14 protein-coding genes are annotated in these 13,412 nt (G+C 68.5%); 8 read left to right on the top strand and 6 right to left on the bottom strand.

The window, feature by feature from the left end; genetic code table 11:
- Positions 1-7: 7 nt before the first annotated feature.
- Both EV653_RS25730 and EV653_RS25725 read right to left on the bottom strand, forming a co-directional pair.
- Complete coding sequence (locus tag EV653_RS25730) at positions 8-559, bottom strand: DUF4240 domain-containing protein (RefSeq protein ID WP_134106233.1); 552 nt, start codon at positions 557-559, stop codon at positions 8-10.
- Positions 560-599: 40 nt separating this feature from the next.
- On the bottom strand, positions 600-1,403 hold the full coding sequence (locus EV653_RS25725; protein ID WP_134106232.1) for an alpha/beta fold hydrolase: 804 nt from the start codon (positions 1,401-1,403) through the stop codon (positions 600-602).
- 78 nt (positions 1,404-1,481) lie between these two features.
- On the opposite strand from EV653_RS25725, the gene EV653_RS25720 reads away from it, so the two are divergent.
- Positions 1,482-2,117, top strand: coding sequence for a TetR/AcrR family transcriptional regulator (locus tag EV653_RS25720; protein ID WP_134106231.1), 636 nt, complete (start codon positions 1,482-1,484; stop codon positions 2,115-2,117).
- Between the two features lie 3 nt (positions 2,118-2,120).
- Here EV653_RS25720 and EV653_RS25715 read toward each other — a convergent pair whose 3' ends face one another.
- Both EV653_RS25715 and EV653_RS25710 read right to left on the bottom strand, forming a co-directional pair.
- Positions 2,121-3,170, bottom strand: coding sequence for a lysylphosphatidylglycerol synthase transmembrane domain-containing protein (locus tag EV653_RS25715; RefSeq protein WP_134106230.1), 1,050 nt, complete (start codon positions 3,168-3,170; stop codon positions 2,121-2,123).
- Between the two features lie 65 nt (positions 3,171-3,235).
- On the bottom strand, positions 3,236-4,312 hold the full coding sequence (locus tag EV653_RS25710) for a LacI family DNA-binding transcriptional regulator (RefSeq protein WP_238160072.1): 1,077 nt from the start codon (positions 4,310-4,312) through the stop codon (positions 3,236-3,238).
- A gap of 197 nt (positions 4,313-4,509) precedes the next feature.
- Here EV653_RS25710 and EV653_RS25705 point away from each other — a divergent pair, with 197 nt between their 5' ends.
- From EV653_RS25705 to EV653_RS25680, 6 genes are all read left to right on the top strand, one after another.
- A complete protein-coding gene (locus EV653_RS25705) occupies positions 4,510-4,857 on the top strand; it encodes an L-rhamnose mutarotase (RefSeq protein ID WP_134106229.1) in 348 nt (115 codons plus the stop codon).
- A 15-nt stretch (positions 4,858-4,872) separates the two neighbouring features.
- A complete protein-coding gene (gene rhaI, locus EV653_RS25700; RefSeq protein WP_134106228.1) occupies positions 4,873-6,036 on the top strand; it encodes an L-rhamnose isomerase in 1,164 nt (387 codons plus the stop codon).
- Positions 6,037-8,070 (top strand): bifunctional aldolase/short-chain dehydrogenase, encoded by a 2,034-nt coding sequence (locus EV653_RS25695; protein ID WP_134106227.1) that lies wholly within the window; start codon positions 6,037-6,039, stop codon positions 8,068-8,070.
- An 8-nt stretch (positions 8,071-8,078) separates the two neighbouring features.
- The gene (locus tag EV653_RS25690; RefSeq protein ID WP_134106226.1) at positions 8,079-9,500 is read left to right on the top strand and encodes a rhamnulokinase; all 1,422 of its coding nucleotides are present in this window, start codon (positions 8,079-8,081) and stop codon (positions 9,498-9,500) included.
- A gap of 5 nt (positions 9,501-9,505) precedes the next feature.
- On the top strand, positions 9,506-9,748 hold the full coding sequence (locus EV653_RS25685; RefSeq protein WP_130445686.1) for a helix-turn-helix domain-containing protein: 243 nt from the start codon (positions 9,506-9,508) through the stop codon (positions 9,746-9,748).
- Between the two features lie 67 nt (positions 9,749-9,815).
- A complete protein-coding gene (locus tag EV653_RS25680) occupies positions 9,816-10,082 on the top strand; it encodes a hypothetical protein (protein WP_134106225.1) in 267 nt (88 codons plus the stop codon).
- Positions 10,083-10,092: 10 nt separating this feature from the next.
- Here the strand turns inward: EV653_RS25680 and ilvA are convergent, their stop codons facing one another.
- On the bottom strand, positions 10,093-11,367 hold the full coding sequence (gene ilvA / locus EV653_RS25675) for a threonine ammonia-lyase IlvA (protein ID WP_134106224.1): 1,275 nt from the start codon (positions 11,365-11,367) through the stop codon (positions 10,093-10,095).
- Between the two features lie 232 nt (positions 11,368-11,599).
- Here ilvA and EV653_RS25670 point away from each other — a divergent pair, with 232 nt between their 5' ends.
- Complete coding sequence (locus EV653_RS25670; protein WP_130445689.1) at positions 11,600-12,466, top strand: HIRAN domain-containing protein; 867 nt, start codon at positions 11,600-11,602, stop codon at positions 12,464-12,466.
- A 47-nt stretch (positions 12,467-12,513) separates the two neighbouring features.
- On the opposite strand, the gene EV653_RS25665 is transcribed toward EV653_RS25670, so the two are convergent.
- Positions 12,514-13,338: an NAD(P)H-binding protein gene (locus EV653_RS25665; RefSeq protein WP_134106223.1), complete on the bottom strand. Its 825-nt coding sequence runs from the start codon at positions 13,336-13,338 to the stop codon at positions 12,514-12,516.
- Between the last annotated feature and the right edge of the window lie 74 nt (positions 13,339-13,412).

The following is a 13,412-nucleotide window of genomic DNA, read 5'->3' as shown; positions in this document are numbered from 1 at the left end:
GAAGCAGTCAGGCTTCCAGGTAGAGGGCCGCGAGGCGGGGCAGGTGCGTTTCGAGATCGTCCGGATCGTCGAAGTCGATCTCCTCGCCGGCCGGTAGATCCGGGGTGTCCGGGGCGTTCGCGTCGACGGCCTTCCAGTACGCCGCTTCGTCGCCGGTCACGTTCTTGTACGCGTGACTGCCGACGTGCAGCATCCCTTCGCCGTCGAACCCCTCGAACCCCTCCGGCCGGTCCTCGTCGACCACGTCCGCGAGCGAGTCCGGACCCGCCAGCGCGGCGTCCCAGACCTCGCGCCCCTGGGCGATCAACCACCCGCGGAACGAATCGAACCCGTCCTCCGAAGCACCGGAGTTGATCAGGTACGCCGCCGCCCACAGGTCCCACCGGTACGACTCCACCAGCAACCGCGCGAGTTCGACGCCGAACCCCGCGATCTCCTCGGCCTCCGCCGCGGCCAGCACCTTGGTCAACGCGTCCGCAACCCCGTCCGGATCAGCCACGGTGTCGTCCACCGAGGCTCGCGCATCCTCGACAAGATCCCAGAACCCATCCTTGTCCACCCCCAAACCATCTCACCCACCCAGGGTCCAACGGGAGGGGTCAGAGGCTGCGGGCGAAGGTCCGCAGTACCGGAGCCAGGGTGCTGGGGTCGGTGCTGTGGTTCTCGCCGGGGATGGCGTTGAGGGTGGCGGTGGGGAGGTGGGCGGCTACGGCCTGGGCGCCGGATGACAGGGCGGGCCAGGTTTTGTCGCCGTGGAGGACGAGGACCGGGAGTTTTACCGCGGACCAGCGGTCTTCGGGGAGAGGCGTGCCGGACATGGTGGTGCCCATGATGCGGCCGTCGTAGGCGATGGTGTGGGCGATCTCTTCGACCGGCGCCCAGTACGGGGACTGCTTCATGCCGGCGACGGCTTCTGCGGGGAGGCCCGCGGCGGCGGTCATGAAGAGTTCGGCGGCCTTGTCGCGGCGACCCGCGGCGACGAAGGCGTCCAGTTGCTCGACGTAGTCGGACGGCAGGGGCGGGCGGATGTCGTCGACAACGACGGGCGGCTCGAAGAGGACCAGGCCGGCGATCGGGAGGTCGGCTGCGGCCGCGTCCAGGGCCAGGAGGGCACCGGACGACCAGCCGAAGAGAATGGCCGGCTGGCCGGCGTCGTCGATCAGGGAGGCGATGTCCTCGATCTCCCGCTCGATCGCGTACGGCGCGGTGTCGGTGCTCTGGCCGCGGCCGCGCCGGTCGTACACGTAGGTCCGGAACTCGTCGCTCAGCAGCTGTCCGACCTCTGCGTTCGCCGGGTTGACGGCGCGATGCGCGGTGGCTCCGTCGATCAGGATCAGCGGCCGGCCCTCGCCGTACGCGTCGAAAGCGATCGTGGTGCCGTCGGCCGATGTCACGGTGCTCATTGGTCTTCTCCTCATGTGGCAGGGAACTAGACCGTACAGTACTCACCAGAGAACTGGACTGTCTAGTATGATTTCGGCATGGAGCAGGTTGAGATCGAAGGACGGACGCCCCGCAAACGCCGCGCGATCCTGGCCGCCGCGACCACGGCCTTCCTCCAGCACGGCTACCTCGGCGCGAGCATGGACGAGGTCGCCGCGAAGGCCGGCGTCTCCAAACAGACCGTCTACAAGCAGTTCGAGAACAAGGAACGCCTGTTCGCCGAGATCGTGCTCGGCACCAGCGACCAGCTGATGGACGGCCTGCTCCAGGCGTACGTCGACACGCTCGAGGGAGCCACTGACGCTCGCGAGGCCCTGCGTGCGCTGGCCCATCGGCTGCTCCAGAGCCTTACCGCCGACAGCGTGCTGCAGCTGCGCCGGCTGGTGATCGCGGAGGCCGACCGGTTCCCGGAGGTGTGTGGCGCGTGGTTCAACCAAGGCTTCGAGCAGTCGTTGGTCGCGCTCGGTGAAGCGCTGACGAGGCTGAGCGATCGCGGTCTGCTGAAGGAGCTCGACGACCCGACGCTGGCGGCGTATCAGTTCGCCGGCCTCGTCATGTATAAGCCGATGAACCGCGCCATGTTCGCCGGCACCCGCCAGCGCCCCAAGCCCGGCGAGCTGGAGAAGCTGGCCGACCAGGCGGCCGACGTCTTCCTGGCGGCGTACGGCGCCTGAGATCTACCCGTCGTCAGTTCTCGATGGCCTGGTGACATGCAGATGGATCCGCCAGCCCGCCCAGGCCAGCAGGCCCACCGGGATCGGTAGCCAGAAGGACGCCAGCCGGTACAGGAGCGTCCCGATGAGTGCGGCGTCCGGGCTGATTCCGATCAGGACGAGAAGTGCGGTGAGGCCGGCGTCGACGAAGCCGAGACCACCCGGCGTGATCGGGATCATCGCGAGGGCCTGGGCGACGACATAGGCCAGCAGCACCATCGAAGGGCGAGCGTGCACATCGAGAGCCGCCAGCGCGGCCACGAGTGCGGCGTAGTCGAACATGCGGTTCGCTGCTGCCGCCAAGGCCGCGGCCCACCAGCGGCCCTCGAACGCGGCGGCAACCCGGGCCCGCTGCGCGACCAGCTGCGCGGCGCAACTCTCGGCTGTCACGCTGCGCTTGACGACGTGGATGACGTGTCCGGCTCCCCGACCGACCAGCACCACGAACCGGGGCCAGGTGAGCGCGGCCACTCCGAGACCGACGATGAGGACCGCCATGATCAGCGAGACCAGGAGGCCGAGCTCGAGTTGGCGGGCCGGCGGTGGACCGATCAGTACGGCGGGGACGGTCAGAATCGGCAACAGCAACAGCACGCCGGTCGTGATCAGGCCGATGGCGGTCACGGCGGAGGCGACGACCGCGGCCGGTTGGCCACCGGTGATCAAGAGCCTGGCTTGGAGGACGCTTCCGGTCGCCGCGCCGCCGGGAAGGACCTTGCTGGCGGCGTTCCCGGCCAGCTGCGCCGTGGCAATCGTTCCCCAGCCAGGCGGCTGCTGATCGCCGGTGTGCTGGGCCAGGGCCAGCCTGGCAAGCCACCACAACGCGGCGAAGCTGCAGCCCTCGAGCACCACCAGGACCGGGAACCACCAGGGATCAATGTCCGCGAGGCGTGGCCAGGTTCCGAAGAGTGACAGGATGCTCGGCGCGACGATGTACAGGCCGACACCGGTGATCGCCAGGCCGACAGCGCGGCCGCCCCAGCGCCGCACCAAACCCCCGCCAGCGACGCGCATGATTCACCTCGCCCAGAGAACCCCTCGCCCCCGCCACCATAGCGCGACGCCTTGCGGCCTCCGGGCTAGAGAGTCCCGCGCGTGGACGTGCGAACCACCAGCTCGGGCGTGAAGGTGACGCGCTGGTGCTCGTGATCCGGGTTCGACGACTCGTCCAGCAACAGCTCCGCCGCCGTCCGTCCGAGCAGCTGTCGCGGCTGACGCACCGACGTCAGCGGTACGGCGGCTGCCTCGGCGAACTCGATGTCGTCGTACCCGACGATCGCCAGATCCTCCGGAACGCGCAGCCCGAGACTCACGCACTGTTGCAGCAATCCCAAGGCCAGCAGGTCGTTCGCACAGAAGGCCGCGGTAGGTCGCCGATCCGCCGGCAGGCCCGCAAGTCGTTGCCCTGCGCCCCTACCTTCGGCGACGGTGAGCGCGCCGGTGGTCAGCTCGACCAGATCCGCTGCGGGCCGCCCGGCCGTTCTCAATGCCCGGCGGGCGCCTTCGCGCCGGTCGACGACCTGGCCGATGGTGTTCGGGCCGCCGACGTACGCAATCCGTTCGTGGCCGAGCTCGAGCAGATGCGAGATCGCGAGCTCGCCGCCGAGGACGTCGTTCACCGCGACCGAGCAGTGCTCGCCCTCGTCGAGGGCCCGGTCGACCACGACTACCGGCGTACCGCGGGAGGGCAGTTTGCGCAGGCGGGACGAGTTCTGGTCGATGGGGGTGATCAGGATGCCCTGCACCCGCTGCTGCTCGAGCAGATCGAGGTACGCCGCCTCGCGGTCGGCGTCCTCGCTGCTGGTGCAGAGGAAGACCGACAGCCCGGCCGCCTGCGCTGCCTCCTCGACGCCCTTCGCGACGTCGGTGAAGAAGGGGTTGCCGGCGTCGAGCATCAGGTAGGCGAGGATCCGGCTGGAGCCCGCGCGCAACTGCCGGGCCGACTCGTTCCGGACGAAGCCGAGCGATGCCATCGCCGACTCGACCTTCGCGCGGGTCAGCGGACTGACCACCTCGGGCCGGTTCAGCACGTTGGAAACGGTCCCCAGCGAAACACCGGCCGCCGCGGCCACGGCTTTCACGCCGGCGGCGTGCGGCTTCGGGGTCCGGCGCCGCCTGGGCCGCTCAGGCAGGGTTTCCGCATCGTCCACGGACACGAGAACCTCCCTGCGCACTTGAAACGTGTTAGCTGCCGAAGAATACCCGCTCCGTGCAGATTCTCCGCGGCGGCAGTCCGGGATCGGCCGCAAAAGATGGGCAGGCACTTGACGGCCACCGGCCACCACGCTTAGCGTCGTGGGACGCTGTTGAAACCTTTCATAGCCTTCCCGCCCGCTCAGACACAGGTGCCGCCGTGAATCGTTACTGCTTCTGCCTGCAGGTCCGGCCGGACCGGTTGGCCGAGTACGTCGACCGCCACCGCAACGTCTGGCCCGACATGCAGGCCGCGTTGCGGGACTCCGGGTGGCACAACTACTCGCTGTTCCTCCGCGACGACGGGTTGCTGATCGGGTACGTCGAGGCCGAGGACCTGGACGCCGCCCGGAAGGCGATGGCGGCCACGGAAGTCAACGCGCGCTGGCAGTCGGAGATGACCGAATTCTTCACGAGCAAAGAAGACGGCACAGATGACGGGCGGCCGCCGGACGAGTCGTTCCTCCTGCTTCCCGAGATCTTCCACCTGACTGCACTGGATTCCTGAAAGAGGGGCTGACCCATGACGACCGATGCCGTGAAGGCTGCGCTGAGCCGCCAGGAGATCGAGCTGCCCTCGTGGGCGTTCGGCAACTCCGGCACCCGGTTCAAGGTGTTCGCCCAGCCCGGCGTACCGCGCTCGCCGGAGGAGAAGATCGCCGACGCCGCCGTCGTCCACCGGTACACCGGGGTCGCGCCGAGCGTCGCGCTGCACATCCCGTGGGACAAGGTCGACGACTACGCGGCGCTCGCGGCGTACGCGAAGGAGCAGGGCGTCCGGCTCGGGGCGATCAACAGCAATGTCTTCCAGGACGACGACTACAAGCTCGGCAGCGTGACGAACCCGGATCCCGCGGTACGCCGGAAGGCCACCGACCACCTGCTCGAATGCGTCGACATCATGGACGCGACCGGGTCGCGCGACCTGAAGCTGTGGTTCTCCGACGGCACGAACTACCCGGGCCAGGACGACATCCAGGACCGGCAGGACCGGCTCGCCACCGCGTTGAAGGAGGTGTACGACCGGCTCGGCGACGACCAGCGGATGCTGCTCGAGTACAAGCTGTTCGAGCCGGCCTTCTACACCACCGACGTGCCGGACTGGGGTACGTCGTACGCTCACTGTCTCGAACTGGGGCCGAAGGCAACGGTCTGCATCGACACCGGGCATCACGCGCCGGGGACGAACATCGAGTTCATCGTCGCGTTCCTGCTGCGGACCAAGAAGCTCGGCGCATTCGACTTCAACAGCCGGTTCTACGCCGACGACGACCTGATGGTCGGGGCGGCGGACCCGTTCCAGCTGTTCCGGATCATGAACGAGATCGTCCGCGGCGACGCGCTCGACCCGGAGCGCGGGATCGCGTTCATGCTCGACCAGTGCCACAACATTGAGGAGAAGATCCCCGCGATCATCCGCTCGGTGATGAACGTGCAGGAGGCGACCGCCAAGGCGCTGCTGGTCGACCGCGACGTACTGCGGAAGGCCCAGCAGGAAGGCGACGTCCTGGGTGCGAACGCGGCGCTGATGGATGCCTACAACACCGACGTCCGCCCGCTGCTCGCCGAGCTGCGTGAGTCGCAGGGGCTGGAGCCGGACCCGGTCGCGGCGTACAAGCGCAGCGGCTACTTCGAACAGATCACGAAGGACCGCGTGGGCGGCAGGCAAGCTGGATGGGGAGCATAAGTGAGTGACACTGCGGCCGAGCTCGTTGCGCGGAGCAACCGACTGGGTGCCGATCCACGCAACACCAACTACGCCGGCGGCAACACGTCGGCGAAGGGTACGGCGACCGATCCGGTCACGCAGAACCTCGTGGAGCTGTTGTGGGTCAAGGGATCCGGCGGCGACCTCGGCACGCTGACCGAGAAGGGTCTCGCCGTCCTGCGGCTCGACCGGCTGACCGCTCTGGTCGACACCTATCCGGGTGTCGACCGCGAGGACGAGATGGTCGCCGCGTTCGACTACTGCCTGCACGGGAAGGGCGGCGCGGCGCCGTCGATCGACACCGCGATGCACGGGCTGGTCGACGCCCCGCATGTCGACCATCTGCACCCGGACTCCGGGATCGCGCTGGCGACCGCGGCGGACGGCGAGAAGCTGACGGCCGAGTGTTTCGGCGACCGGGTGGTGTGGGTGCCGTGGCGGCGGCCCGGGTTCCAGCTCGGGCTGGACATCGCGGCGGTCAAGCGCGAGAACCCTGCCGCGATCGGCTGCGTGCTCGGCGGCCACGGGATTACCGCGTGGGGCAACACGTCCGAGGAGTGCGAGGCCAACTCGCTGGACATCATCCGCACGGCGGAACGCTTCCTCGCTGAGAATGGCAAGGCCGAGCCGTTCGGTGCGGTTGTCCCAGGTTTCGAGGCGCTGTCGGCCGACGAACGCCGGGCGCGTGCCGCTGCCTTGGCCCCCGTGATCCGTGGGCTCGCGTCGACCGACAAGCCTCAGGTCGGACACTTCAACGACTCCGACGTCGTGCTCGAGTTCACCGCCCGGGAGAGGCTGGCTGAGCTGGCCGCTCTCGGCACTTCCTGCCCGGACCACTTCCTGCGGACCAAGGTGCGTCCACTGGTGCTGGACCTGCCGGCTACCGCGCCGCTCGAGGATGCGGTGGCGCGGCTTCGCGAACTCCACGCGGCTTATCGCGAGGACTACGCGGCGTACTACAACAGGCATGCGGACGCCGACAGCCCAGCGATGCGGGGCGCCGACCCGGCGATCGTGCTCGTGCCCGGCGTCGGCATGTTCAGCTTCGGGAAGGACAAGCAGACGGCGCGGGTGGCCGGCGAGTTCTACGTGAATGCGATCAACGTGATGCGCGGCGCCGAGGCGGTGTCGACGTACGCGCCGATCGATGAGCGGGAGAAGTTCCGGATCGAGTACTGGGCGCTGGAAGAGGCGAAGCTGCAGCGGATGCCGAAGCCCAAACCGCTCGCGACCCGGGTTGCGCTGGTGACCGGTGGTGGATCGGGGATCGGCAAGGCGATCGCGCAACGGCTCGCTGCCGAGGGCGCCTGTGTCGTCGTCGCGGACCTGGACCTGGCGGCCGCCGAGGCAGTCGCGAAAGAGCTCGGTTCGTCCGACGTGGCAGTTGCCGTGGGCGCCGATGTGTCGTCGGCGGAGGCGGTCGAGGCAGCGCTGCGGGACGCCGTACTGGCGTTCGGTGGGGTGGACCTGATCGTCAACAATGCCGGTCTTTCCATCTCGAAGTCGTTGCTTGAGACAACGGAACGCGACTGGGACCTGCAGCACGACGTGATGGCGAAGGGCTCGTTCCTGGTCTCGCGGGCGGCCGCGAAGGTGCTGATCGACCAGGGGATGGGCGGCGACATCATCTACATCTCCAGCAAGAACTCGGTCTTCGCCGGCCCGAACAACGTCGCGTACGGCGCGGCGAAGGCGGACCAGGCCCATCAGGTCCGGCTGCTCGCGGCCGAGCTCGGCGAGCACGGAATCCGCGTCAACGGCGTGAACCCCGACGGCGTCGTCCGCGGTTCCGGGATCTTCGCCGGCGGCTGGGGTGCCCAGCGGGCCGCGGTGTACGGCGTACCTGAGTCGGAGCTCGGTGCGTTCTATGCGCAGCGAACTCTGCTGAAGCGTGAGGTCCTGCCGGAGAACGTGGCTGCCGCGGTGTTCGCGCTGACCGGTGGCGACCTCACCCACACAACCGGTCTGCACGTGCCTGTCGACGCCGGCGTGGCAGCCGCCTTCCTGCGGTAGGCGCTGCCATGAAGCGGGTCGCGGCGGTGGATCTGGGCGCGTCGAGCGGTCGGGTGATGCTCGGCGAGGTCGGCGCGCACGTCCTCGAGCTGCGCGAGGTGCACCGGTTCTGGAACGGACCGGTGCGCGCCCACGGCCGGCTGCACTGGGACATCCTGCAGCTGTACCGCTCGACACTGGACGGCCTGCGTACGGCGGGCGCACTCGACGGGATCGGGATCGACTCGTGGGCGGTCGACTACGGCCTGCTCGACGCCGACGGCCGCCTGCTGCGCAACCCGGTCCACTACCGCGATTCGCGCACCGACGGCGTGATGGAGCGTGTCCTGGAGAAGGTGCCGGCCGCGGATCTGTACGCCGTGACCGGTCTCCAGCAACTGCCCTTCAACACGATCTACCAGCTGACTGCCGAGGCGCTCGAGGGCGCGACGAGTCTGCTGATGATTCCCGACCTGCTCGGGTATTGGCTGACCGGGGAGATCGGGGTGGAACGGACCAACGCCTCGACCACGCAGCTCTTCGACGTCCGTTCGCGGGAGTGGAGTGACGAGCTGATCTCGCGGGTGGGTCTTCCGCGCCGGGTGTTTCCACAGCTGCGCGAGCCGGGGGACGTGATTGGCAATGCGCTGCCCGATGAGACCGGGCTGGCCCCAGGGATCCCGGTGATTGCGGTGGGGTCGCACGACACGGCTTCGTCCGTGGTCGCGGTGCCTGCTGCGGATGAGCGGTTCGCCTACATCTCGTCCGGGACCTGGTCGCTCGTCGGGCTCGAGTTGGACGCGCCCGTCCTGACCGATGCAGCGCGCGAGGCCAACTTCACCAACGAAGGTGGAGTCGACGGGCGGATCCGGTTCCTGCGGAACGTCATGGGCCTGTGGATCCTCCAGGAATGCCAGCGGGTGTGGGGCGACGACGACCTTGACGGCCTCCTGAGAGACGCTGCCGCAGCCCCGTCGTTCACCACTCTCATCGATCCGGACGCACCCGAATTCCTTGCCCCGGGCAACATGCCGAAGAGGATCGAGGAGCACTGTCGCGCGACCGGGCAGGAGCCTCCGCGGAGCAGGGGTGCGATGGTGCGTTGCATCCTGGAGAGCCTCGCGCTGGCCTACCGGCGTACCTTGCGAGCGGCGCAGTCGATCGCCGGCCGTGAGGTCGACGTACTGCATGTCATCGGTGGCGGCTCCCAGAATGAACTGCTCTGCCAGTTGACCGCCGACGCGTGTGGACTGCCTGTCCTGGCCGGCCCGGTCGAGGCATCCGCGCTCGGCAACGTACTCGTCCAAGCTCGCGCGCTCGGCGAGCCCCTGCCGGACCTGGCCGCCATGCGCGCGCTGGTCCGCTCCACCCATCGCCTGCGGACCTACACCCCGCAGGGCAAACCGGCCGACTGGGACGCCGCCGAGTCCCGGATGTTCGGAACCAGGTGATCTGTATGACCGTCCTCCCCCAAGAACTTCGACCGCTCGCGCGACGGGTGCCGCCGCGCGAGATCAGCCACGATGATCTGCAACTTCTCCGACTCCTCGCCACCGGGCTGCCGGTCGACGCGGTCGCGCGCCGGCTCGACCTGTCCGAGCGGACCGTTCGTCGCCGTACCCGCTTGATCTGCGACCGCCTCGGCTTCAGCACTGCGATCGAGGCGATCGTCTGGGCAGCCCGCCGCGGCCTCGTCTGAGGTACGGCGTTAAGCCGCGCCCGGCCCGGGTACCGGGTCGTTCTGATCATCGAGCTGAGGAGGAGCGATGAGCGGAATGACCATCGTCTGGATCGTCGTCGCAGTCGCCGCGCTGGTGATCGTGGTCGCCCTGATCGCCGGGGCGGTGTCGAAGACATCCAAACACCGGGCCGAGGCACGGCCGCCGTCAACCGATGCGCCACCGTCAGCCAACGAGACCGAACGCAGCGAGTCGCACGGGCGCCGTCACCGGACCCAGAACCTGTGGCCCGAGGACTCCGACGAGGGCAGTCATCCGCGCGACCCGCGGCGTTCGAAACACACCAAGCACTGACTCGGGGGCACTAGATCAAGTACCTGAACTCGGGGGAGTTCGGGTTGATCCGTTCGATGTCGAGGGGAGCGGCCTCCATCCGGGCCAGGAGTCCGGGGAGGTCGTCGCGGTTGCTGATCTCGATACCGACCAGCGCGACGCCGGTCTCCCGGTTGTTGCGCTTCACGTACTCGAACAGCGTGATGTCGTCATCCGGGCCGAGCGCGCCGTCGAGGAACGTGCGCAGGGCGCCGGGCTCCTGGGGGAACGTCACCAGGAAGTAGTGCTTCAGGCCCTCGTACACCAGCGAGCGCTCGAGGATCTCGCCGTACCGGCTGACGTCGTTGTTGCCGCCGGAGAGCAGGCAGACGACGGTCTCACCGGGCCGTACGTCGAGGCCGTTGCCGAGGGCACTTGTCGACAAAGCGCCCGCCGGCTCGGCGATCAACCCGTCGGCCTGGTACAGCTCGAGCATCTCCGAGCACACCAGTCCCTCGGGGACCGACCTGAGCTCCACACCGGTCTGTCGCACCAACGGCAGCGTTACCGCACCGACCCGGCGTACTGCGGCGCCGTCGACGAAGCTGTCGAGATGCGGCAGCGCCACCGGCTCGCCGGCCTCGAACGCCGCCGCCATACTCGCCGCGCCGGCCGGCTCGACCCCGACGATGCGTACGCCGGGATGCCGCTCGGCGATCCACGTTGCAACCCCTGCAACGAGACCGCCACCACCGACCGGAACCACGAGTACGTCGGGAGCGTGGCCGAGCTGATCGACCAGCTCGACGGCCACGGTCCCCTGCCCTGCAACGGTTCGCGGATCGTCGAACGCCGGCACCATCGTTGCCCCGGTCGCCTGACCTTCGGCAAGAGCGGCGGCCGCCGCGTCGTCGTACGTGTCGCCGGTGACGATCACCTTGATCTGCTTGCCGCCGAGGGCCGCGATCCGGTCCCGCTTCTGCCGCGGCGTCGTCCGCGGTACGAACACTTTGCCCTGGACGCCGAGGATGTGGCACGAATACGCCAAGCCCTGACCATGGTTGCCAGCGCTCGCGCAGACCACACCGGCCGCCTTCGCGGTGTCGTCGAGCTGGGCGATCAGGTTGTACGCCCCGCGGAGCTTGTAGGAACGGCCGATCTGCAGGTCCTCCCGCTTCAGCCAGACCTGCGCGCCGGTGCGTTCCGACAGGCGGAGGTTGCGTTGCAACGGTGTGCGCACGGCGACACCGTCCAGACGGTCCACCGCCGCCTCGATCGCTGCCGCGTCAACGGCGGTCGATCGAGCGACTGAACTACTGCCCTGCATGACGTTCCTTCCCGTGCATGTGCACGATCTTCGCCGATTCGCTCGCTGCACAAGACGATCCGCGTCCACAGTCCGGACCGGCGCATACCCTTTGCGCATCAGACTCTTGCACCATGCGTGAAACGGCTCTTCACTGGGCAGTCTAGTTTTCATACGCTCACTCGGTGTAACGACCAGGCCCCTGGAACAGATGAGCCGAGTAAAGCCGGTCAGTGAGGACTGGAGGGCAAGAATGGAACTGATTCCGTTCAGTCTGTGGGGAGACGCCCTGTGGTGTGGTCAGGAGGTCGTGCGGGAGGCTCCGCACGAGCAGGCGATCCGTAGCCTGTTTCCCGATCCCATCCCAGCGCGTGGCGCAGATCTGGACACCGAGGCGGACCTCGTCCCGGAACCGCACAACCGTTTCGACCCGCGGTCGATCGCCGTCCGGGTGCAGGGCAAGGTTGTCGGCTATCTGCCGAGGGACGACGCGCACCGGTACCACCCGGTGCTGTCAGAACTGGTGGCCCAAGGCCTGCAACCGCAGGTCCCGTGTCACCTGTGGGTCAGCGAGTGGGAGCCGGCGGACTGGGACGGCAAGGGCGCCCAGGGCACCGAGTTCCACGCCAGTGTCGCGGTCGCCCTCGGGCAGCCGCACATGCTCGTGCCGGTGAACCTGCCCCCGCCAGGCAGTTTTCACCTGCTACCGCCCGGCAGCGGCATCGTCGTACCAGGCAGCGAGGTGCATCCCGACGTACTGGCGCCGTTCTTCCGGGCGGAAGGCGAGTGCTGGGTGTACGCCACCATGCATGCGGTCGAGGAGGAGGACGGTATCCAGGACCGGCACCGGATCGTGGTCGAGATCCGGCTCGACGACGAACCCGTCGGCCGGCTCAGTCCACGGCTGAGCGCCGAGTTCCTGCCCGCGATCCACTACCTCGCCGACATGCGTGCCGAGACCGCCGCACGTGTCGCCGTCCGCGGCGACCGCACCGCATCGGAGGTGATCCTCTACGCGGCGCGGAGTCATGACCTCCCGGCAACCTGGCCGGACGGGCTGGCCCGCTCCCCAGTCGCTTCTCCGCAATGGCATTACTGGGCAACCAAGGAAGCCAACTAGGCGGCTGCGCAGTACTGACCATGCCTCACCAGGCCGGTACTGCGGAGCTACTTGAACAACCGCACATTGTCGCCGCACCAGGCCGCGAACGTCCGTGGTTCGCGCCTGGTGAGGCGGCGTACGGCGTCCGTGCGGAGGCCGACCGTATCGGCGCGCATGAGCTGCAGGCCCTCGACGATCGCCGCTGCCAGGTCCGGCGGCGCGCCGTCGGGGTAGCGGAAGCGGACCGCCTCTTCCGGGGTCTCGATCGGTCGTACGTCGAGCCTGCGGCCGATCGCCTCGCCGAGGATCGCGACCTGCTCGGCGAGCGTGAACGCCTCGGGACCGGTCAGGGTGTACTCCTGCTTCTCGTGCCCGTCCTCGGTGAGAACGGCCGCCGCGACGGCCGCGATGTCCGCCGGATCGATCGGCGCGGACCGGCCCGGGCCGATCGGGTCGAGCACGTAGCCGCCGGCGCGGATCGTCGGCAGCCAGTCGACGGCGTTCGTCATGAAGCCGGTCGGCCGGAGGAAGGTTGCCGGGATCCCCGAGTTGCGGATGAGCTGCTCGCGCTCGTGATGCCAGTGCCCCATCGCGGGGATCGGGTCGCCGAGCACGGCGTACGACGAGAGGTAGACGAGATGCCGTACTCCGGCCTCGCGGGCTGCGGCGACCACGTTGACGGTGTGGTCGAGGCCCGTGCCGGGGACGAGCAGGAACACCTTGTCGACGCCGTGCAGATCGAGCGGTCCGTCCAGGTCGCCGATCTGTTGCTCCGCGGGGAGATCGGGGCGCGCGCTGCGGACCAGGGCGCGGAAGTCGGCGCCGCGGCGGTTGAGCTCGCCGACGAGCTCGCGGCCGATGTGTCCTCCTGCGCCGGTGATGAGTAGCATGGCAGACTCCTTTACCGGTTAACGATTCGGCGAGAACGTTAACCGGTAAACGATCTGATCGTCAAGGAGTGCCC

Source organism: Kribbella pratensis, assembly GCF_004365355.1.
In the GTDB taxonomy this organism is placed as follows: Bacteria; Actinomycetota; Actinomycetes; order Propionibacteriales; family Kribbellaceae; genus Kribbella.
The sequence above is the reverse complement of the archived record's forward strand: the minus strand, read 5'-3'. Positions and strand labels throughout refer to the sequence as shown.

Coding starts and splice junctions, on each gene's coding strand:
- EV653_RS25685 (WP_130445686.1), top strand. CDS start 9,506: ATGACCGTCCTCCCCCAAGAACTTCGACCGCTCGCGCGACGGGTGCCG.
- rhaI (WP_134106228.1), top strand. CDS start 4,873: ATGACGACCGATGCCGTGAAGGCTGCGCTGAGCCGCCAGGAGATCGAG.
- EV653_RS25670 (WP_130445689.1), top strand. CDS start 11,600: ATGGAACTGATTCCGTTCAGTCTGTGGGGAGACGCCCTGTGGTGTGGT.
- EV653_RS25690 (WP_134106226.1), top strand. CDS start 8,079: ATGAAGCGGGTCGCGGCGGTGGATCTGGGCGCGTCGAGCGGTCGGGTG.
- EV653_RS25725 (WP_134106232.1), bottom strand. CDS start 1,403: ATGAGCACCGTGACATCGGCCGACGGCACCACGATCGCTTTCGACGCG.
- EV653_RS25715 (WP_134106230.1), bottom strand. CDS start 3,170: ATGCGCGTCGCTGGCGGGGGTTTGGTGCGGCGCTGGGGCGGCCGCGCT.
- EV653_RS25680 (WP_134106225.1), top strand. CDS start 9,816: ATGAGCGGAATGACCATCGTCTGGATCGTCGTCGCAGTCGCCGCGCTG.
- ilvA (WP_134106224.1), bottom strand. CDS start 11,367: ATGCAGGGCAGTAGTTCAGTCGCTCGATCGACCGCCGTTGACGCGGCA.
- EV653_RS25720 (WP_134106231.1), top strand. CDS start 1,482: ATGGAGCAGGTTGAGATCGAAGGACGGACGCCCCGCAAACGCCGCGCG.
- EV653_RS25665 (WP_134106223.1), bottom strand. CDS start 13,338: ATGCTACTCATCACCGGCGCAGGAGGACACATCGGCCGCGAGCTCGTC.